The organism is Nocardiopsis sp. CNR-923 (genome assembly GCF_001942255.1).
In the GTDB taxonomy this organism is placed as follows: Bacteria; Actinomycetota; Actinomycetes; order Streptosporangiales; family Streptosporangiaceae; genus Nocardiopsis.
Genome location: NZ_MKKC01000089.1, coordinates 24748 through 44840, shown reverse-complemented (window position 1 = coordinate 44840; position 20093 = coordinate 24748). Strand labels below are relative to the sequence as shown.

The 20093-nt window shown below is 73.0% G+C and carries 11 protein-coding genes and 7 pseudogenes; 8 read left to right on the top strand and 10 right to left on the bottom strand.

The annotated features are described in order from the left end of the window. Positions 1-110 precede the first annotated feature (110 nt). The 3 genes from BJF83_RS15410 to BJF83_RS15400 all read right to left on the bottom strand — a co-directional run bounded on the left by BJF83_RS15410 (position 111) and on the right by BJF83_RS15400 (position 3991). Positions 111-911 (bottom strand): cyclase family protein, encoded by an 801-nt coding sequence (locus BJF83_RS15410; protein WP_075926839.1) that lies wholly within the window; start codon positions 909-911, stop codon positions 111-113. Positions 912-1147: 236 nt separating this feature from the next. Continuing rightward, positions 1148-2269, bottom strand: coding sequence for an alpha/beta hydrolase (locus BJF83_RS15405; RefSeq protein WP_075926838.1), 1122 nt, complete (start codon positions 2267-2269; stop codon positions 1148-1150). Positions 2270-2353: 84 nt separating this feature from the next. Next, complete coding sequence (locus tag BJF83_RS15400) at positions 2354-3991, bottom strand: MFS transporter (protein ID WP_075926837.1); 1638 nt, start codon at positions 3989-3991, stop codon at positions 2354-2356. A gap of 381 nt (positions 3992-4372) precedes the next feature. Between BJF83_RS15400 and BJF83_RS15395 the strand changes: the two genes are divergently transcribed. The 4 genes and pseudogenes from BJF83_RS15395 to BJF83_RS15380 all read left to right on the top strand — a co-directional run bounded on the left by BJF83_RS15395 (position 4373) and on the right by BJF83_RS15380 (position 8273). Next, positions 4373-5413, top strand: coding sequence for an iron-siderophore ABC transporter substrate-binding protein (locus BJF83_RS15395; protein WP_075926836.1), 1041 nt, complete (start codon positions 4373-4375; stop codon positions 5411-5413). Positions 5414-5494: 81 nt separating this feature from the next. Next, positions 5495-6435: pseudogene (locus BJF83_RS15390) on the top strand (FecCD family ABC transporter permease). Beyond that, a pseudogene (locus tag BJF83_RS15385) lies at positions 6432-7483 on the top strand (FecCD family ABC transporter permease). The pseudogenes BJF83_RS15390 and BJF83_RS15385 overlap by 4 nt, the downstream one beginning before the upstream one ends. Beyond that, positions 7480-8273: pseudogene (locus BJF83_RS15380) on the top strand (ABC transporter ATP-binding protein). The pseudogenes BJF83_RS15385 and BJF83_RS15380 overlap by 4 nt, the downstream one beginning before the upstream one ends. Before the next feature lie 21 nt (positions 8274-8294). Here BJF83_RS15380 and BJF83_RS15375 read toward each other — a convergent pair. Then, positions 8295-8783 (bottom strand): GbsR/MarR family transcriptional regulator, encoded by a 489-nt coding sequence (locus tag BJF83_RS15375; RefSeq protein WP_075926835.1) that lies wholly within the window; start codon positions 8781-8783, stop codon positions 8295-8297. A gap of 213 nt (positions 8784-8996) precedes the next feature. Here BJF83_RS15375 and BJF83_RS15370 point away from each other — a divergent pair, with 213 nt between their 5' ends. Then, positions 8997-9623, top strand: coding sequence for a TetR/AcrR family transcriptional regulator (locus BJF83_RS15370; protein WP_075926841.1), 627 nt, complete (start codon positions 8997-8999; stop codon positions 9621-9623). Between the two features lie 75 nt (positions 9624-9698). On the opposite strand, the gene BJF83_RS15365 is transcribed toward BJF83_RS15370, so the two are convergent. The 4 genes and pseudogenes from BJF83_RS15365 to BJF83_RS15350 all read right to left on the bottom strand — a co-directional run bounded on the left by BJF83_RS15365 (position 9699) and on the right by BJF83_RS15350 (position 13464). Then, on the bottom strand, positions 9699-10910 hold the full coding sequence (locus tag BJF83_RS15365; RefSeq protein ID WP_075926834.1) for an acyl-CoA dehydrogenase family protein: 1212 nt from the start codon (positions 10908-10910) through the stop codon (positions 9699-9701). Continuing rightward, positions 10910-11929: a phosphotransferase family protein gene (locus BJF83_RS15360; protein ID WP_075926833.1), complete on the bottom strand. Its 1020-nt coding sequence runs from the start codon at positions 11927-11929 to the stop codon at positions 10910-10912. The genes BJF83_RS15365 and BJF83_RS15360 overlap by 1 nt, the downstream gene beginning before the upstream one ends. Beyond that, positions 11926-12707, bottom strand: a pseudogene (locus BJF83_RS15355) (SDR family oxidoreductase). Before BJF83_RS15355 ends, BJF83_RS15360 begins: the two are co-directional and overlap by 4 nt. Position 12708: 1 nt before the next feature. Further along, on the bottom strand, positions 12709-13464 hold the full coding sequence (locus BJF83_RS15350) for an SDR family oxidoreductase (RefSeq protein ID WP_075926832.1): 756 nt from the start codon (positions 13462-13464) through the stop codon (positions 12709-12711). A 298-nt stretch (positions 13465-13762) separates the two neighbouring features. Here BJF83_RS15350 and BJF83_RS30580 point away from each other — a divergent pair, with 298 nt between their 5' ends. Both BJF83_RS30580 and BJF83_RS15340 read left to right on the top strand, forming a co-directional pair. Further along, positions 13763-13906, top strand: a complete 144-nt coding sequence (locus BJF83_RS30580) for an N-acetyltransferase (RefSeq protein ID WP_316042288.1) — start codon at positions 13763-13765, stop codon at positions 13904-13906. A gap of 10 nt (positions 13907-13916) precedes the next feature. Then, positions 13917-14816, top strand: coding sequence for an LLM class flavin-dependent oxidoreductase (locus BJF83_RS15340; RefSeq protein WP_075926831.1), 900 nt, complete (start codon positions 13917-13919; stop codon positions 14814-14816). Positions 14817-14835: 19 nt separating this feature from the next. Here BJF83_RS15340 and BJF83_RS15335 read toward each other — a convergent pair. After that, positions 14836-15791: pseudogene (locus tag BJF83_RS15335) on the bottom strand (zinc-binding alcohol dehydrogenase family protein). 161 nt (positions 15792-15952) lie between these two features. Between BJF83_RS15335 and BJF83_RS15330 the strand changes: the two are divergent. Next, positions 15953-17429 (top strand): annotated as a pseudogene (locus BJF83_RS15330) (carboxylesterase/lipase family protein). Positions 17430-17669: 240 nt separating this feature from the next. On the opposite strand, the pseudogene BJF83_RS15325 reads toward BJF83_RS15330, so the two are convergent. Further along, positions 17670-20046 (bottom strand): annotated as a pseudogene (locus BJF83_RS15325) (Tex family protein). Positions 20047-20093 lie beyond the last annotated feature (47 nt).

The window sequence follows — 20093 nt, the reverse complement described above, 5'->3', positions numbered from 1 at the left end:
GGATGTGGGTCAGGTGATCATCACGCGGGAGACGGTGATCGACAACGTCAACCCGACGATCGTGCCGCGGAGCCAGCTCGACGAGGGACCGGAGGAGAAGCCCGCCTGAGTCACCACAACGCCAGGACCCGGCACGGGCCGCCGGAGGCGTCCTCCCCCGGGAACACGCCGACCACGAGGGTCGCGCCGGTCGGCGGCAGCTGGTCCAGTCCCCGCAGGCACTCCAGCCCCCACCGGTCCGCCCTCCCGATCACCTCGTGCGCGGGGTACTCCGTCGTCGACCCCGGGTCGGTGCTCAGGGTGTCCACCCCCACCCCGGCCACACCGCGCCGCGACACGAGGTACTCGCAGGCCTGTGGCCCGAAGCCGGGGAAGTGCCAGGCGCCGTCCCCGCCCACGCCGCGCACGGCCTCGTCGCCCTCCGGCCAGCGCGCGTCCCATCCGGAGTTCATCAGCACCGCGGCACCGGCCGGGATCGGCCCGTGGACCCGTTCGAAGGCCAGCACGTCGTCCACCGTGACCACGGTGTCGGGATCCTCGGCCGCCCTCGCCCGGACGTCGATGACCGCGGCGGGGACGACCAGTTCGTGCGGCGCTATCTCCGGGACGGTCCTGCCGCCCCCGATCACGTGCGCCGGCGCGTCCAGGTGGGTGCCGGTGTGCTCGGTCAGCGACCAGCGCTGCAACCAGAACCCGAACGCGCCGTCGGCCTGGGCTGGCCCGGTCGGCTCCCTGCGGGGCTTGTCGTCGTCGAAGCTGGGCATTGACGGCGACACCACATGGCTGAGGTCGGCGATCCGTCGGTGGCCGGACGGCCAGGGGCGGGGAGCCGCTGGAGCGCTCGGGGGCTCGGCCGCGACCGCCTCCCCGCTCCGGGACCGGACGGTCTCACCGGTTCCGCGCAGACACATGGTTCCTCCCCTCGGCCGCCGTGCCCGCCACGACGGCGCCTGGCCCCACCCTGGCACATCCGCCCGCACGGCGAAGGGGGCCGACCCCCGTGGGAGTCGGCCCCGTCAGATCCGGCTTCGACACGTGGAACGGTCGCCCCGGGGGGTTTCGTACGGGCGCCGCCGAGGCGCGGAACCCCCGGTTGTTCGCGCCCGCACCCGGCCCGGAGCCAAGCGGCGGCCCAAGACGAGCGCCGTCAGCCGACGGACTCGGTCAGCCACGCGTCCATGTCCTCGAAGACCGTCTCGGCGTTGCGCTCCAGGCCCATGTAGTGACCGGCGTCCGGCACCATCAGGGTGCGGACGTCGGGCGATCCGCTGTACAGGTCGGCCTGCAGCTGGACGTCCCGGATACGGGCGTCCTCCTCACCGAAGACGACGTGCACCGGGACGTCGATCTCGTCCATGCGCATCAGGTCGACGTAGATCGCCGAGGTGATGGTGGACATGTCGTTGCACGGGTGCGCGTTCTGGAGCGGGGTGACCGCCTCCAGCATCTCCGGGGTGGCGTCGGCGAAGTTGCCGGTCAGGAACTCCTCGGTGCCGTTGTCGTAGTAGTTGTAGCCCTCGGGCAGCTCGGGGCGGGGGTCCTCCACAGCGGGGCTCATCCGCTGGAGGCAGCCGCCGGTCGCGGCGATGAAGCGCTCGTCGGCCTCGGGGGTGAAGCCGAGGTCGCCCCAGCCGTGCACGGACAGGCCGTCCACGTTGCCGAACGAGATCGCGGCGATGTTGACGATCAGACCGCCGTTGGACTGACCGGCGAGGACGACCTTGTCGAACTCGGGAGTGCGGCGGCCCGGGATGGCGCCCCGGTCGGCCGAGCGGTCGAGCTCGTAGTCGCCCTCGCGCAGCTGCTCGACGATCTGGTTGGTGATGTCGGCCTGGGCGCCGATACAGGTGTCGTAGCCGTTCGGGACGCCGCTGGCGTCGTAGCCGATCCGGTCGACGCTGACGGAGACGTGGCCGCGCTCGGCCATCTCCTCGACGTGGTTGTAGCCCTCCAGGTCCATGTTCCAGTACCACTCGCCGCCGGCGATGCCGTGCTGGTACATGGTGACCGTGAGGTCGCGGGGACGGCCGCGGAAGGCGTCGGCCGGCGCGGTCAGGTGACCGGCCACCTCGTAGGTCCCGCCGTCGGTGTTGCACTGCACGGCCGACCGGTTGACGTTGTCCACCTCGAAGGTCACGGGAAGCTGGATGACGTCCCCGCCGCCCCGGGCCGAGGTGTCGGGTTCTGCGAGCGCTGAGCCGGCGGCGGGCGCGGCGACCAGCCCGAGGGCGGTCGCGGACGCGAAGATCGCCCTGTTGATCCGTCGCATGATGGCTTTCCTCTTCCTGGTGAGAACTGCGTCGTCCCGGAAAGGACGGGGGTTGAGCGGGCGCGGGTCCGGGCCCGCGGGTCTTCAGCGCGCGTCTTCGGCGGGTTCGGTGCGCGGCGCGGGGACGGTCGTGTCGGAGTCCGCGACTGGGGTCCGGTCGGTGTCGGCGGTCGTGGGTGAGACCTCCTCCGCCGGGGACCGGGGCTCGCGCAGCAGGCCGATGACGAAGGGCGCGCCCGCCAGGCAGACCGCGGCCAGGATCCACAGTGTGAGCTGGAAGGCGTCGGTGTAGGAGGCGGCCATGACGGCGAACACCCCGGTCTGGTCGCCGGTGACCGAACCGGCCGCTCCGGCGAGGTCGCCCTGGGCGACCTGGTTGGCCAGGGCGCCGATGTCGGGCGTCGGGCCGGAGGTCGCGGAGGGCAGCCGTTCGGCGAGGTTGGTCTGGGTCAGGCTGACCAGGAGGGCGCCCATGCCGGCGACCGCGATCGCCTCGCTGGCCAGGCGCATGGTGTTGAACATCCCCGCGGCCATGCCCGCACGGGCGGGTTCGACGGAGCCGACCGCGGCGCCGTCGATGATGCCGAAGGAGATGCCGACTCCGGAGCCGATGACCGTGAGCGGGCCGAGCAGCCCGATCAGTGTGGTCTCGGGGCCGAGGGTGGTGAGCCAGGCCGCGCCGAGCCCGATGAGGAGCATGCTCAGGCCGAGCAGCCAGCCGATGGGGATGTGGCGCAGCATCTGGCCCGCGAACAGCGGGAGCGCCATGACCGGGACGGTCAGCAGCATCATCGTCAGGCCTGAGCCCTGCGGGGACATTCCGTTGACGCCGATGAAGTAGGAGGGCAGGAAGACCAGCAGGCACACGAAGCCGAAGGCCAGCAGTACCGGCACCAGGCACACCGCGATGAAGCGGGGGTTGCCCAGCAGGGAGAGCTCGAACATGGGGCGCCGCTGCACCCGTTCGGCCGCCGCGAACGCGACCATGAGCACCGCCGCGAGGGCGAAGCCGCCGAGCACGACCGGGTCGCCCCACCCGCGCTGTGGCCCCTCCACCACGCTGAGCGTCAGCAGGAACAGGCTGCTGGTGAAGGTGGTCGCGCCCCACCAGTCGACGCGGGTGGCGTCGGGGTCCCTGGACTCGGGGAGCCTGGCCACGCCCAGCAGGACGACACCGGCGATGACCGCCTGCGCGATGAACACCCCGCGCCAGCCGAACGCGCCGACCAGCAGTCCGGCGGTCGAGGGGCCGAGCGCCAGCCCCGTCCCGAAGGAGGCGCCGAGCATGCTGAAGGCGCGGGCCCTGACGGCGGGGTCGGTGAAGACCTGGGCGAGCAGGGCGGAACCGGCGGTCATCACCGCGGCCGCGCCCGCGCCGGAGGCGCCGCGCAGGACGTCGAGCAGGACGATGTCGCTGGTCAGTCCGCTGGCCAGGGAGGACAGTGCGAAGAGGGAGAGTCCGAGGGCGAACACCAGGCGGCGGCCGAACAGGTCCGCCAGGCCGCCGCTGGCCAGCATGAAGCTGGCGAACATCACGTTGTAGGCGTGCACGACCCACTGCAACGGAGCGAGGTCCGTCTCCAGGTCGGTGCCGATGTCGGGGAGGGCGACCGACGATCCGGTCAGGGCCGCGGGCAGGAGCGCCGCGGCGACGCACACCAGGACCAGCGGCAGCCAGGACCGACCGATTCCCGTCGCCTGCGCGGTTGGGGGTCCGGACACGATGACGACTCCTTGCGAGGTTCCACGGGCATGGATCACTGATATCGATCAAGATGAAGCATCCTGACTATAATCAGATATCTGATATCCACGCAATCGCGTCGGGTTCGCCGGCCGCCGAGTGTGACCCTCGGCACGTTCGCCGTCGTCGCGGAGTGCGCTGGGGGCTGTCCTGGCGGGAATCTCGCGCCGCCGGGTGGGCGCGGGCCCCTCCGTGGGATTCAGAATTTTTGAACTCACCGGGAGGTGAGGTTAGACTTACCTTGGTTGTCGTCAGGTTTGTCCTGGTCCGTCCCCCCGTGTCGCCTCAGGGGCTCCCACCCCCGCGCGGCCCTTCCGACACGAGGCGACCTCCCCCGTCACGAAGAAAGCAGCGTCAGCATGGACCTCACCCTGCGCCGTCTCGGCGCTCTCGGATCGACCGCACTCCTGGCCCTGGGCCTGGCCGCCTGTGGCGCCGCACCTTCGGAGCAGGACGGGGGCGACTCCGCCTCGGCCGACGGCGCCTTCCCCGTCACCATCGACCACGCCCTCGGCACGGCGGAGATCCCCGAGCGGCCCGAGCGCGTGGTCACCCTCGGCCAGGGCTCCGCCGAGACCGCGATCGCCCTCGGCGTCACCCCGGTCGGCATCGAGGGCTATGAGTGGGGCAGCGACGACACCGGCTACCTGCCGTGGATCCACGAGGCCGTCACCGAGGCGGGCGACGAGCTGCCCACCCAGTTCGCCGGGGCCGACGACATCGACTTCGAGGCCGTCATCGAACTGGAGCCCGACGTCATCCTCGCCCCCTGGTCCGGGATCACCCAGGAGCAGTACGACGTCCTCACTGACATCGCGCCCACGGTCGCCTACGCCGAGGAGGCGTGGAACGCCGAGTGGGACGAGCAGATCGAGGTCGTCGCCACCGCGCTGGGCCGACCCGACGAGGCCGCCGGCCTGATCGAGGACATCGAGGGCCGCTTCGCCGCGGTCACCGAGGAGCACCCCGAGTTCGGGGACCTCGTCTTCTCCTACGTCTACACCGACGGCCCCGGAACCCTGGGCGTGTTCATGCCCACCGAGCAGCGCGTGGCCATGGTCGACAACATGGGGCTGACCGTCGACCCGGTCGTGGCGACCTTCCCCGAGACCGAGGGCACCGACTCGGCGGTCATCGGCCTGGAGAACGCCGACCAGCTCGGCGACAGCGACCTGATCTTCACCTTCTACACCGATCCCGAGACCCGCGCCGAGATCGAGGCGCAGGACCTGTACGCGGCGATCCCCGCAGTCGAGCGCGGCTCCGTGGTCGCCAGCGACGACACCTCCTTCGTCACCGCGTCCTCGATCATCAACCCGCTCACCGTCCCCTGGGTGATCGACCGCTACGTGCCCCTGATCCAGGAGGCCGCGGAGAACATCGACGGCGCGACCCCCTGACGCCACGATCGTGCAGAACTTCCGGCACCGCCCCGGAGGTCCCGCCCGCACCACCGCCGCGCTCGCGCCGGCGCCGCGGCCCTGACCGGGGCGGTCGTCCTGAGCCTCGCGCTCGGCGGGCGGCCCACACCGCCCGCGACCTGTGGGCGGTCCTGACCGGTGAGGCGGACGCCTTCACCACAGCCGTGGTGGAGAGCCGCCTGGCACGGACCGTCGTGGGCGCGCTCTGCGGGGCCGCCCTGGCCCTGGCGGGCACCCTCATGCAGGGCGTGACCCGCAACCCGCTCGCCGACCCCGGCCTGCTCGGCGTCAACGCCGGTGCGGCGGCGGCTGTGGTCACCGCCACCGCCCTGTTCGGACCCACCACGACCGCCGGGGCACTGTGGTGGGCGCTGCCCGGTGCGCTCGCGGCCGGACTGACCGCCCACGCGGTCGGCACCCGGGGCGGCGACGGCGGGACGGCCCGCCTCGTCCTCGCCGGAGCGGTGGTCTCCGCCGTCCTGACCGCCTACGTCCAGGCGGTCTCACTGAACATGCCCGAGGTCTTCGACACCTACCGCTACTGGGTCGTCGGCTCGCTGGCGGGACGGGACCTCGACGTCTCCCTGGCGGTGCTGCCCGTCATCGCCGCCGCCACCGTCGTCGCCCTGCTCGCGGCCGGAGGGCTCAACGCCCTGGCCCTCGGAGAGGAGGCGGCCGTGTCCACCGGGGCCAACACCGCCGCCGTGCGCGCCGGCGCGCTCCTCGCGGCGATCGTCCTGGCGGCAGCCGCGACCGCCGCCGTGGGACCGGTCGGTTTCGTGGGCCTGGCCGTCCCGCACGTCGTCCGCGCCCTGGTCGGTGTGGACTTCCGACTGCAGGTGCCGTTCGCCCTGCTCGTCGGCCCCACCGTGCTGCTGCTCGCCGACGTCGTCGCCCGCACGGTCGCCCGGCCGATCGAGCTCATGGTCGGCGTGGTCACCGCATTCGTCGGGGCACCCGTGCTCCTGTATGCGGTGCGCCGGATGCGGGGGACGACATGAGCCGGGCATCGGGCCGTCGGGAGGGCCCCGTGTTGAGAGTGGGGCGGGTGATCGCCCTGCCCCTCCACTCGCGTGCCCTGCTGTGGGCCGGCCTCTACGTCCTCCTCGTGGTGGGGATCGCGGCGCTCACGCTCACGCTGGGCCGCCTGGGCATCCCCCTCGGCCGCCTGCCCGCCGTCGCCGCCGGCTCGGGGGAGGCCGCGGAGACCTTCGTGCTCGAACGGCTGCGCGGCCCCCGACTGACCGTCGCCCTGGGCGTCGGCGCCGCCCTGGGCACGGCGGGCGCCCTGTTCCAGTCGGTGACCCGAAACCCGCTGGGCAGCCCCGACGTGATCGGGTTGGGCGCCGGAGCCGGGGCCGGAGCGGCGATCGCCGCGCTGCTGCTGCCCGGCGCCGTGTCCGTCCCCCTGGGGGCGCTGGCCGGATCGGCGCTGGCCATGGTCCTCGTGGCCCTGGCCACCGGTACCGGGCTGCGCCACCCCGGACGACTCATCGTCGCGGGCATCGGTGTGGCCGCCATGGCGCACGCCATCACCCAGTACGTCGTCGCCGTGCTGGCCAGGAACGAGGCCGCCGTCCTGTCCGCCTACATCTACGGCAGTCTCGGGGCGCGGTCGTGGGAACACGCGGCGACCATCTGGCTCGCGCTGGCCGCAGCCGTCCCGTTCGCCATGGCCCTGGCCGGTCCGGTCGCGGTCAACGAGATGGGCGACGAGCTGGCCGACTCCCTGGGCGCGCGGGCCGGGCGCACCCGTACGGCGGCCATCGTGCTGTCGGTGGTGCTGTCGGCCGCCGCCGTCGCGTCGCGGGACCGATCGCGTTCGTGTCGCTGACCGCACCGCAGATCGCGCGCCGGACGACCGGGGTCCCCGGGCCGAACCTGGCGGTGTCCGCCCTGGTCGGGGCGCTCCTCCTGGTCGCGGCGGACCTGGTCGTGCAGCAGGTCCCGGCGGCTGAGGGGCTGCCGGTCGGCGTCCTGATCATGGCGCTGGGCGGCGTGTACATGGGCTACCTGTTGGTTCGAGAGTGGCGAAGGGGAGTCTTGTGAGCGAGGCCGACGGCGCGGTGCTCACCGCGGAGGGCCTGACCCTGGGGTACGGTGCCGACCCGGTCGTGCGCGACCTCGATCTGGAGGTGGCCGAGGGGGAGTTCACCGTTATCGTCGGCCCCAACGGCTGCGGCAAGTCCACCCTGCTCAAGGCACTGGGCCGGGTGAACAGGCCGGTCTCGGGCCGGGTGCTGCTGCACGGCCGCGACGTCCGGGCCCAGCGGGCCAAGGCGGTCGCCAGGCGCATGGCCCTGCTGCCGCAGGGCCCCATCGCCCCGGAGGGCATCACCGTCCGTGCGCTGGCCGCGCGCGGACGGTACCCGCACCACACGCTGCTGCGGCAGTGGAGCCCGCGCGACGAGGAGGCGGTCGACGGGGCGCTGGAGCTCACGGGGATGACGGACCTCGGCGACACGCTGGTGGGTTCGCTGTCCGGAGGCCAGCGCCAGCGCGCGTGGGTGGCGATGGTGCTCGCCCAGGACACCGGTGTCCTGCTGCTGGACGAGCCGACCACCTACCTGGACATCGCGCACCAGTACGAGTTGCTGGAGCTGTTCGCCGACCTGCACCGGCGCGGGCGCACGATCGTCGCGGTCCTGCACGACCTGGCGCAGGCCTCCCGGTTCGCCACCCGGCTGGTGATGATGGCGGGCGGCCGCGTGGTCGCCGACGGCGCTCCCGAGGACGTGGTGACCGCGCGGCTGGTGGCGGACGCTTCGGGCTGGCCTGCGACGTGGTGCCCGACCCCCGCACCAGAACTCCGCTGGTCATTCCGCACGAACGGTCCTGAGGTGGGACGCGGAGACCGGGCTCAGCGGTCGCGCCGGGCCTTGTACTCCTCCCAGTGCGCCAGGAGGGTGTCGTGGTAGCCGTCCAGCCAGGTCATGTAGTCGTACATGTTGCGCAGGCGGGTGCGGGACGGGGGGCTCAACCCCGGTAGCCGGTCGAGCGCCGACCGGGCCAGTTCGCGCTGCTGCCTCAGGTAGTCGCGTTCGTTGCGCAGGAACCCGCCCCAGACGTCCTCGTCCATGCTCACCAGGCGGGAACGCCGGTCGGGCGCCTCCCTGAGGGTCACGAAGCCCAGGTCCACCAGGCGGCGCACGGACTGCGAGACCGACCCGCGGCTGACCTGGGCGCCCTCGACGATCTCGTCGGCGGTGACCGCCTCGCGGTCGGCGACCAGCAGGAAGCCGACGATGCGCCCCTCGGCGCGGGGACGGCCCTGGGACTGCCAGAACTCGGAGAAGCGTCGGACGAAGTCGGCCCTGAACTCCTGCTCCTCCCGTGCGTTCTCCGACATGCCGGTCAGCCTATCGCCCGCCGCGCGCGGCCGTGTCGGTCCGCAGCGGGTCCAGCCTCGCCGACGGGGCCGCGGGCGAGTACGCCCGCGCGCCGCGTCCTGCGCCGATGACGCCGAAGGACCGTGCGTCGGCACGTGCACTGGGTACCAGCCGGTCGGTATGCTTTCCTGGTCGATGGCGAAGCGCCCCGAGGGCGCGAGGTGAGGCTGGACATGGCGCGAGGACAGCGATTGATCGGACCGGACGGCGGGGCCGCACCCGAACGCGGAGCCGTGCCCGAACGGCTGCTCGGAGCCGCGACGCGGCTGTTCGCCCAGCGGGGCTTCGAGGGGACCTCCGTGCAGGAGATCGTCTCGGCGGCCGGGGTCACCAAGGGCGCGATGTACCACTACTTCGGCTCCAAGGACGACCTGCTCTACGAGGTCTACGCGCGCGTGCTGCGGATGCAGACCGAGCATCTGGTCCGGATCGCCGCCCAGGACGCCCCCGTCACCGAGCGCGTCCGCGAGGCGGCCGCCGACGTGATCGTCACCAGCGTCGCCAACCTGGACGACACCGTCATCTTCTTCCGCTCGATGCACCTGTTGGACCAGGACAAACAGCGCACCGTGCGCGCGGAGCGCAGGCGCTACCACGAGCTGTTCCGCGACCTGGTCCAGCAGGGCCAGGACGAGGGGGCCTTCCGCGACGACGTGCCCGCCGACCTGGTGGTGGACTACTTCTTCGGGTCCGTGCACCACCTGGGCACCTGGTACCGCAAGGACGGCGCCCTGTCCGGCGAGGACGTCGGGCGCCACTTCGCCGAGCTGCTCATCAGCGGACTGCGTCCGAAGGACTGACGGAGGGCGCGGCACCGGGGACCGGACCGCGCCCGGGCACGGTCCCCGGTGGAGCGCGGGACCGAGGCGGAACGTCTACCGGTACCGCGCCAGCTCCGCGCGGGCCAGCGACCGCAGGTGCACCTCGTCCGGACCGTCCGCGAGCCGCAGCGTCCGGATGCCCGCCGTCCACGCGGCCAACGGAAGGTCCTGGCTGACCCCCGCCGCCCCGTGCGCCTGGACGGCCCGGTCCAGGATCCACTCCACCGTGCGCGGCGTGGCGATCTTGATCGCCTGGATCTCGGTGTGGGCGCCCCGGTTGCCCACGGTGTCCATGAGGTAGGCGGTCTTGAGCACCAGCAGCCGCAGCTGTTCGATCCTGACCCGCGCCTCGGCGATCCACTCCCGTACCACCCCCTGGTCCGCCAGGGGACGCCCGAACGCGACGCGGTCCAGCACCCGCCGGCAGGTCAGTTCCAGGGCCCGCTCCGCCATACCGATGGCGCGCATGCAGTGGTGGATCCGCCCGGGACCCAGGCGGGCCTGGGCGATCGCGAACCCGTCTCCCTCATCGCCGATGAGGTGGTCGGCGGGCACGCGCACGTCCTCGAAGACCACCTCGGCGTGGCCTCCGTGGTCGTTGTCGTCGTACCCGTACACGCTCATGCCCCGCAGGACGGTCACGCCCGGGGCGTCGCGCGGCACGAGCACCATGCTCTGCTGCCGGTGCCGCTCGGCGTCCGGATCGGTCTTGCCCATCACGATGAGGACCGCGCAGTCCGGGTTGAGCGCCCCCGTGATGTACCACTTGCGGCCGTTGACCACGTAGGAGTCGCCGTCGCGGGTGATCGTGGTGGCGATGTTGGTGGCGTCGGAGGAGGCCACGTCGGGTTCGGTCATCGCGAAGGCCGACCGGATGCGCGCCTCCAGCAGGGGCTCCAGCCACCGCCGCTTCTGCTCCTGGGTGCCGAACATCGCCAGCACCTCCATGTTCCCGGTGTCCGGCGCGGCGCAGTTGAGCGCGGCGGGGGCCAGCCGGGGGCTGCGTCCGGTGATCTCGGCCAGCGGCGCGTAGGTGAGATTGGGGACGCCGCCGTGCTCGGGGTGGCCCGCCAGGAAGAGGTTCCACAGGCCCTGCTCGCGGGCCCTCTCCTGGAGTTCCCGCACGACCGGCGCGGTGGACCACGGGTCGTCGCGTTCGGCCAGTTGGGCCTCCAACACCGACTCGGCCGGGTAGACGTGGTCGTCCATGAAGGCCAGCAGCCGCGTGCGCAGCAGCTCGGTCTCCTCGTCGAAGGTGAAGTCCATCATCGCTCCTTCAGGGTGGCGTGGGCGCGCTCGACCAGCGGCGCGACCATCGCGCCGATCCGGTCGAAGCCCGCTCCGACGGTGAGGCCGCGGCTGTGCCGAAGGTGGATGCCCTCGGCGATCACCGCGAGCTTGAAGCAGCCGAAGGCCACGTACCAGGCGAGCTGGGACACGTCGCGACCGGTGGCCGCCCTGTACAGCTCCACCAGTTCGGTCGAGGAGGGGAACCCCTCGGCGGAGGTCGCGGGAGCGGAGTCGCCGACCAGGCCGTCGGGCTGCTCCCGGTAGACGAGCATCAGCCCCAGGTCCACGAGCGGGTCCCCGAGGGTGGCCATCTCCCAGTCCAGGACGGCCGTGAGATCGCCCTCGGGGGTGATGAGGACGTTGTCGAGCCGGTAGTCGCCGTGCACGATCGCGGGCGCCGACTGCTCGGGGACCGTCCGCGCCAGACGCTCGTGCAGTTCGTCGATCCCGGGGACGTCCCGGCTGCGCGAGGCGTCGAGCTGCTTGTGCCACCGCCGCACCTGGCGTTCCAGGAAACCGGAGGGGCGGCCGAAGCCGCCGAGCCCGACCTCCGCGGGCACCACCGCGTGCAGTTCGCCCAGTGTGGCCACGAGCGACTCCGCCGCGGCGCGGGTCCGCTCGGCGCCCAGCACCGCGATCTCGTCGCGGGTGCGGAACGGAGTGCCCGCCACGTGCTCCATGACGTAGAACGGCGCCCCGAGCACGTCGGGGTCCTCGCACAGGGTGTACGTGCGCGGGACGGGGACGGGGGTGTCGCGCAGCGCCGTCATCACGCGGTACTCGCGCGCCATGTCGTGCGCGGTCGCCAGCACGTGCCCCAGCGGCGGGCGGCGCACCACCCACACGCCGGCTCCGTCGGTGACGGCGTAGGTCAGGTTGGACTTGCCGCCCGCGATGACCCGTCCGGTCAGCGGGCCCGCGACCAGCCCGGGCGTCGCCCGGTCCAGGTACGCCCGCAGCCGCTGCGGGTCCAACCCGGGAAGCTCCTCGGTCACGTCCCGTCCTTCCCCGTGAAGACCTTCCCCCTCAGGCGCCGCATCCCCGCCAGCCAGCCGTCGGTGTCGGCGGCCCGGGCCGCGTAGTACCCGGCGACCTGCGGGTGGGGCAGGATGAGGAAGCGTCCGTCCGCCAGCCCCGCCATGACCGCGTCGGCGGCCTCCTCGGGGGTGATCGCGTCCGCGTCCATCAGCGCCTTCCCAGTCGGCCCGCTGGCCTCCAGCATCGCGGTGCGCACCCCCATCGGGCAAACGCACTGCACGGTCACGCCCCGGTCCCCGTAGGTGGCCGACAACCACTCGCCGAACGCCAGTGCGGCGTGTTTGGTCACCGAGTAGGGCGCGCTGCTGAGCATCGTCAGCAGTCCCGCCGCCGAGACGGTGGACACGAACCTCCCCTGGCCCCGCTCCAGCCAGCCGGGCAGGAGTTCGCGCGCGGCGCGCACGTGCGCCATCACGTTGACCTGCCAGGACAGTTCCCAGTCGAACTCCGGGGTCTCGGGTCCGGACCGACGCCCACACCGGCGTTGGCCACGTAGAGGTCGATCGCGCCCAGGTGGGCGCCCGCCTCGGCGACGAGCTCCGTGACGCCCTCCTCGCTCGCCGCGTCGCCCGGCACGGCCACCCCGCCGATTTCGTCGGCCACGGCCCTGGCCGCGGCGGCGTCCAGGTCGTTGACGACCACGCGCGCCCCGGCCCCCGCCAGCCGGCGCGCGAGCGCGGCCCCGATCCCGTTGCCCGCCCCCGTGACGACGGCGCCGCGTTCGCTCAGCTTCATGTCAGAAACCTCCGGTGAGCGTGACGCCACCGTCCAGGACGAGCGTGCGGCCGGTGATCCAGGCGGCGTCGTCGGAGAGCAGGAAGGCGACGGCGCCGGCCACGTCCTCGGGGACGCCGAGGCGGCCTAGCGGGTAGGCGGCGGCGGCCTCCTTCTCGCGCCCCTCGTACAGGGCCGAGGCGAAGCGCGTCTTGACCAACGCGGGAGCCACCCCGTTGACGCGCACGTCCGGCGCGAGTTCCACGGCAAGATCGGCGGTGATGTGGCTGAGCATCGCCTTGGTGGCGCCGTAGAAGCCGATGCCGGGCGCGGGCTGGTGCCCGGCGATGGACGAGACGTTGACGACCGCGCCGCCGTGCTCGCCCATCCACGCCTTGTGCGCCGACCGGACCCACGCGAGCGCGGACAGCACGTTGACCTCGACCATCTTGCGCGCGGCGGACGGGTCCAGGTCGATCAGCCGACCGAACACCGGGTTGATGCCGGTGTTGTTGACCAGCAGGTCGACGCTGCCGAAGGCCTCCATGGCGGTGGCGATCGCGGCGTCCTGGTGCTCCGGGTCGTCGGCCTTGCCGGGCACGGCGACAGCATGGTCGGGGCCTCCCAGGGCCTCGACCGCCTCGTCCAGGGCCTCCGCGCCGCGCGCGGTCAGGCACACCCGCGCGCCCTCGTCGACGAGGCGTCGGGCGATCCCCAGGCCGATGCCGCGGCTGGCGCCGGTGACGATGGCGGTCCGCCCGCCGAACCTGGATGTCATCTGGTTCTCCTTAGACCGACTGGTCGGTATGTATGAGGGGACTCTACGCCGCCCCGCGGGCGCGCCGCAAGGGGACCCCGGGGCCGCCACGCGCGACAATGGCGCTGGGACGAACCGGCCCGGACCGCGAACGGCTGAGCGAGGCTTCCATGGCAACCGAGGTGATCGACGCGCCGGACCGACGCCGCTACGAGTTCAGGATCGACGGGAAGACCGCGGGCTCTTCCGAGTACGTGCGCACCGGTGACGTGGTCGCCTTCACGCACACCGAGATCGTCCGCTCCCGCGAGGGGAGGGGCTGGGCGGGACCCCACTGCGCCAGGCCCTGGACGACGTCCGCCACCAGGGGCTGTCCGTCCTGCCACTGTGCCCGTTCGTCAAGGAGTGGATCGCCCGTCACCGCGAGTACGCGGACCTGGTCCACCGGGCGCCGGCGGAGTAGGGGGACCGCGATGACCGACTACGGACGCGACGTCGCCTTCGGCGTCTTCCCCACACCCAGCGCCGACCCCGCCGACCTGAGGACCCTGTGGGCGGTCCTGGCCGCGGCCGAACACGGCGGACTGGAGTTCGCCGGGATCCAGGACCACCCCTACCAGCGCGCGCACCTGGACACCTGGACCCTCATGGCCGCCGTTCTGTCCCGGACCGAGCGGTTGCGGGTCTTCCCGGACGTGACCAACCTGCCCCTGCGCTCGCCCGCGATCATCGCCAAGGCGGCGGCCAGTCTGGACGTGCTCTCCGACGGCCGTTTCGAACTGGGACTCGGCGCGGGCGCGTTCTGGGACGCGGTGGCGGCGATGGGCGGGCGGGCGCGTGCGCCGCGCGAGGCCGCCGACGCCCTCCTGGAGGCCGTCGAGGTGATCAGACTGCTGTGGTCGGACGCCCGGTCGGTGCGCTTCGAGGGCGAGCACTACCGGCTGTCCGGGGTCCGGCCGGGGCCCGCGCCCGCCCACGACATCGGGATCTGGCTGGGCGTCCTGGGGCCGCGGCTGCTGCGCGCCCTGGGCCGGGTGGCCGACGGCTGGCTGCCCTCCAGCGGCTACGCCCGTCCGGCCCAGCTCGCGGACATGCACGCGCGGATCGACGCGGGCGCCGCTGAGGCGGGTCGCGACCCCGCGTCGATCCGGCGGGCCTACAACGTGTGGGGCAGTATCACCGACGGCTCGTCCGGAGGGTTCCTGGAGGGGCCCGTGGAGCAGTGGGTGGACGAGCTGACCGAGCTGGTACTGGAGTACGGCATGGACACGTTCGTGTTCGGTCCGGCGGCGGAACCGGTCGCGCAGGTGAGCCGGTTCGCCGCGGAGGTGGCTCCCGCCGTCCGCGAAGCGGTGTTGGCCGAACGGGGGTGACCGCGGCGGGGTGGTGCACCTAGCGGGACGGGTCGAGGGTCAGCTTTCCGACGGTGCCGCGCGAGCGCAGGTCCTCGTGCGCCCGACGCGCCTCGGACAGGGGGTAGGTTCCGCCGAGGACTGGCCGCAGACGGCCGTCGGCGACCATCGCGAACAGCTCCGCCATGGCCTGGCCGACCACGTCGCCGGGCAGAGTCCAGGCGTGCGGCAGCCACATCCCGGCGACGGTGGTCGAGAAACGCATGAGGTTGGTCGGCTGCACCGGCGTGGGCTCCGCACGCGAGGCCATTCCGTAGAACGCCAGACGGCCGAACGGGGCCAGCGCCCGGATGCTCTCGTCGGTCACCCTGCCGCCGGCCATGTCGAGGACCGCGTCCACCCGCCGACCCCCGTTGGCCGCGACGATCGCCTCGGTCATGTCGGGGGCGGCGGAGTCCACGACGCGTCGGCGCCCAGATCGAGGGCGAGGTCGCGCTTGGCCTGGCTGCTGGCGACCGCGATGACCCGGCCGGCGCCGAACTCCTTGGCGAGTTGGACGGCGAGCGTGCCCACCCCGCCCGCGGCGGCGTGCACGACCACGGACTCGCCCGGGTCCAACCGCACGCTCCTGCGCAGCAGCACCCAGGCGGTCGTGCCCTGGACGACGAGCGCGAGCGCGGCCTCGTCGGAGACCCCGTCGGGGACGTCGAAGGTCGTGCCCGGCGTGGCCACGGCGCGTTCGGCGTAGCCCCCGCCGCCGAGGACCGCCACGACGCGGCGGCCGTCGGCGGCGCGTCCGACGATCTCACCGCCCGGGACCATCGGCAGGGAGGAGGGGGCGAGGTAGCTGTTCTCGGCCTGGTGGGTGTCGGCGTAGTTGATCCCGGCTCGGGACACCTCGACGAGGATCCCGTCCGGCCCCGGCTCGGGGTCGGGGAGCTCGGTGGGCACGAGGACCTCGGGTCCGCCGAACTCGGTGATCTGGATGGCGCGCATGGTGGCCTCCGTTCACGGATACGTACCGACCGGATGGTATGGCACGGAGCGATCGCCCGCGTACGTCACCCCCTCGATGGGCGCCGTGCCCGGCCCGCCCCTTGCACGACGAACCTGACGTTGTTAGGAAAGGGGGCGACAAACCTGACGGGAGGCCACCGGTGGGCGTCGAGCGGATCGTGACGACGGAGGGCGGACGGGCGCGGGGCATCCCCTCGCCGCGCTCCGCGGACGGGAACGTCACCGTCTTTCGAGGGTTGCCCTACGCCGCGCCGCCCTTCGGAGCGAACCGGTTCGCCGCGCCCGAGCCCGCGCCGGAGTGGGAGGGCGTGCGCGAGTGCGCGCACTTCGGACCCCCGGCGCCCCAGAGCGTGGGGATGATCGGCGCCCACCCCTGGCGGCCCGGGACCTCGCTGGACTGCCTGACGCTCAACGTGTGGACCGGAGCGCGGGAGGGGGACCGCGCTCCCGTCCTGGCGTGGATTCACGGCGGCGCCTACATCGTCGGTCCTCCGCGGAGGCGACCTACGACGGCACCCGGCTGGCCGAGAACGGGCTCGTCGTGGTGAGCCTCAACTTCCGCCTCGGGTTCGAGGGCTACGGCCACGTCCCCGGGCGGCCGGACAACCGGGCGCTGCTCGACCAGGTCGCCGCCCTGCGCTGGGTCCGCGACAACATCACGGCCTTCGGCGGGGACCCGGGCAACGTCACGGTAGCGGGGGAGTCCGCAGGGGCGGGCGCGGTGGCGTGCCTGATGGCCTCGCCCCTGGCACGGGGTTCCTTCCGCCGAGCCGTCGTGCACAGTCTCCCGGGCGACACGCTGTCGGCGGAGTCGGCCCTGGCCGTCGCCGAGCGCGTGGCCGAGGCGGCGGGGGCGCCCTGGAGCCCGAGGCGCTCGCCGAACAGCCTCCGGAACGGCTCCTGGCGGCCACCGACGACGTCCTGCGGCGTCGGCCGGGCGCCCTCACCTGCTACGCGCCCGTGGTCGGCGGCCCGGAACTGCCAGTGTCCCCGCTCCGAGCGGTCGCCGAGGGATCGGCGCGCGACACGGACCTGCTCATCGGCCACAACGCGCACGAGTACCGGCTCTTCACCGGGCTGGGTGGCGGCGCGGGCATCGCCGACGAGGCCGCCCTCACCAGGGCCGCCGTCAGGGCGGGGCTGCCCGAGGGCGCGGTGGCCGGCTACCGGGCGCTGTACCCGTCGGCCACCCTGGACGAGTTGTACGACGAGATCATGGGCGACGCCCTGTTCGCGGAGTACACGGTGCGCTTCGCCGAGGGGCACGCGGCCGGGGGCGGCCGGTCGCACTTCTTCCGACTGACCGCCGAGACCACCGTGCTGGGCGGCAGGCTCGGCGCCTGCCACGCCTTCGACCTGCCCTTCGCGTTCGGCACGCTCGACACCGACATGGCCCGGTTCCTGCTGGACGACACGGTCACCGACGACCACCGGTCGCTGTCCAAGCGGATGCTGGACGCCTGGGCCGCCTTCGCCGCCTCCGGCGACCCGGGTTGGCCGCCGGTGACGGCCGAGGCGACCCCGGTCAGGGTGTGGGACCTGGTCGACGACCTCCATCCGACCGATCGCTCGGCCGTGCGCGACCTGTGGAGGGGCGTGCCCCTCGACCCCCGTTGACGCGTGGCCGGAGCCCGCTCTCCCGACGCTCCCCGCCCCTCGGCGGCGCGGGCCGTACGGAACGGCGCACGGCGTGGAGACGACCCGTGTCCGCCACCTGCGGGCGGGTGGCGTCCCGTGTCGTCGCGGGTGAGGGCGGACCCGTGGACGGCGAGCGCGCGGCGACGGTGATCCCCGGCTCGGAGGCCCCCGCGACCGCGCCCGACCGGGACCCTCGGGCCCCGGTCGGGCGCGGGGACGCTACCTACTCAGACCGGCACGGCGCAGGGCGTCGGCCATCGCGCCGGAGGGGGCGTCCTTTCGGTCCTGCCCGCCCCGGCCGCCGCCCCACGACCCTGCCGCCGCCCCGCGCGCCGGTCACCGCGGCCGCCGCGCTCGTCCCTGCCGCCGCGCTCGTCGCTGCCGCCGCGGCCGTCGCGCGCCCGGAGGACTCGTCGTCCAGGCGCATGGTGAGCGAGATGCGCTTGCGCGGGACGTCGACGTCCCGGACCTTCACCCGGACCACGTCGCCAGGCTTGACCACGTCGCGCGGGTCCTCGACGAAACGGTTCGACAGCGCCGACACGTGCACCAGGCCGTCCTGGTGCACGCCCACGTCCACGAACGCACCGAACGCGGCCACGTTGGTCACCACGCCCTCCAGGATCATCCCGGGCTCCAGATCGTCCAGCTTCTCCACGCCCTCCTTGAAGGTCGCGGTCGTGAACGCGGGTCGCGGGTCTCGGCCGGGCTTGTCCAACTCGGCGAGGATGTCGGTGACGGTCGGCAGGCCGAACGTGTCGTCGACGAAGTCCTGGGGCCGGATCCGCGACAGCGCCTCCCCGTCGCCGATCAGCGACCGCAGATCGGTGCCGGCCCGGTCCAGGATGCGGCGCACGACCGGGTACGCCTCGGGGTGCACGGCCGAGGCGTCGAGCGGGTCGTCGCCGCCGGGCACACGGAGGAAGCCCGCGCACTGCTCGAATGCCTTGGGGCCCATCCGCGGGACCGAGCGCAGTGTCCCACGCGTCCTGAAGGGGCCGTTGGCGTCGCGGTGGGCGACGATGTTGCGGGCCAGGGTGGACGTCACGCCCGACACCCGGGTCAGCAGGGGGACCGACGCCGTGTTGACGTCCACGCCCACACCGTTCACGCAGTCCTCGACGACCGCGTCGAGCGAGCGCGACAGCTTCGCCTCGGCCAGGTCGTGCTGGTACTGGCCGACGCCGATGGACTTGGGGTCGATCTTGACCAGCTCGGCCAGCGGATCCTGGAGCCGGCGGGCGATGGAGGCCGCGCCACGCAGGGACACGTCCAGGTCGGGCAGCTCCTCGGAGGCGTAGGCGGAGGCCGAGTACACCGACGCGCCCGCCTCGGACACCATCACTTTGGTCAGCTTGAGCTCGGGGTGGCGCCGGAGGAGGTCGGCGGCGAGCCGATCGGTCTCGCGCGAGGCCGTTCCGTTGCCGATCGCGACGAGCTCCACGCCGTGCTCGGCGCTCAGCCGAGCCAGCGTGGCCAGGGAGCCCTCCCAGTCCTTGCGCGGCGCGTGCGGGAAGATCGTGTCGGTCGCCACGACCTTGCCCGTGCCGTCGACGACCACGACCTTCACACCCGTGCGCAGGCCCGGGTCCAGGCCCAGCGTCGGACGGGATCCGGCGGGGGCGGCCAGGAGCAGATCGCGCAGGTTGGCGGCGAAGACGTTCACGCCCTCGTCCTCGGCCCGTTGCCACAGCCGCATGCGCACATCGATGTCCAGACGGACCAGGACGCGCGTGCGCCAAGCCCAGCGGACGGTGTCCTGGAGCCAGCGGTCGGCGGGGCGACCGCGGTCCACGATGCCGAAGCGGTGGGCGATGGCGTCCTCGTAGGAACTGCGGGGCGTGGTTCCGTCGGCCCTCTCGGCGGGCGGCTCCTCCGGCTCCAGGGTGAGGGTGAGCACCTCCTCCTTCTCGCCCCGGTACAGGGCCAGGACACGGTGGGAGGGCAGTTCGGTCAGGGGCTCCGAGAAGTCGAAGTAGTCGGCGAACTTCGCGCCCGACTCCTCCTTGCCCTCGCGGACGGCCGATCCCAGGCGGCCCCGGTTCCACAGCCGTTCGCGGAGCACCCCCGTCAGGTCGGCGTCCTCGGCGAAGCGCTCGACGAGGATCGCGCGGGCTCCGTCCAGGGCGGCCTTGGCGTCGGCCACGCCCCCGTCGGCGTCGACATAGGCGGCGGCGCTCTCCCACGGGTCCAGCGAGGGGTCGGCCAGCAGCCCCTCGGCCAGCGGTTCGAGCCCGGCCTCGCGCGCGATCTGGGCTTTGGTGCGACGCTTGGGCTTGTAGGGGAGGTAGATGTCCTCAAGGCGGGCCTTGGAGTCGGCGGCGTTGATCCTCGCCTCCAACTCCTCGTCCAACTTGCCCTGGGAGCGGATCGACTCCAGGATCGACGTTCGGCGTTCGGCCAGCTCGCGGAGGTAGCGCAGGCGTTCCTCCAGTGTGCGCAGCTGCGCGTCGTCCAGCCCGCCGGTCGCCTCCTTGCGGTATCGGGCGACGAAGGGCACGGTCGATCCGCCGTCGAGGAGTCCGACGGCGGCGGTGACCTGGTGCGCGCCGACGCCGAGCTCGTCGGCGATGCGCTGGTCGATCGTGGGTGTCACAGGGGTCGTCACGGGTAAACGTCCGCTCTCTGGCTGTTCGGTGCTGG

What these genes read in the sequence shown, in the direction of transcription:
- BJF83_RS15410 (WP_075926839.1), bottom strand. Translation starts at nt 911, where the DNA reads ATGTGTCTGCGCGGAACCGGTGAGACCGTCCGGTCCCGGAGCGGGGAG.
- BJF83_RS15405 (WP_075926838.1), bottom strand. Translation starts at nt 2,269, where the DNA reads ATGCGACGGATCAACAGGGCGATCTTCGCGTCCGCGACCGCCCTCGGG.
- BJF83_RS15395 (WP_075926836.1), top strand. Translation starts at nt 4,373, where the DNA reads ATGGACCTCACCCTGCGCCGTCTCGGCGCTCTCGGATCGACCGCACTC.
- BJF83_RS15375 (WP_075926835.1), bottom strand. Translation starts at nt 8,783, where the DNA reads ATGTCGGAGAACGCACGGGAGGAGCAGGAGTTCAGGGCCGACTTCGTC.
- BJF83_RS15370 (WP_075926841.1), top strand. Translation starts at nt 8,997, where the DNA reads ATGGCGCGAGGACAGCGATTGATCGGACCGGACGGCGGGGCCGCACCC.
- BJF83_RS15365 (WP_075926834.1), bottom strand. Translation starts at nt 10,910, where the DNA reads ATGGACTTCACCTTCGACGAGGAGACCGAGCTGCTGCGCACGCGGCTG.
- BJF83_RS15350 (WP_075926832.1), bottom strand. Translation starts at nt 13,464, where the DNA reads ATGACATCCAGGTTCGGCGGGCGGACCGCCATCGTCACCGGCGCCAGC.
- BJF83_RS15340 (WP_075926831.1), top strand. Translation starts at nt 13,917, where the DNA reads ATGACCGACTACGGACGCGACGTCGCCTTCGGCGTCTTCCCCACACCC.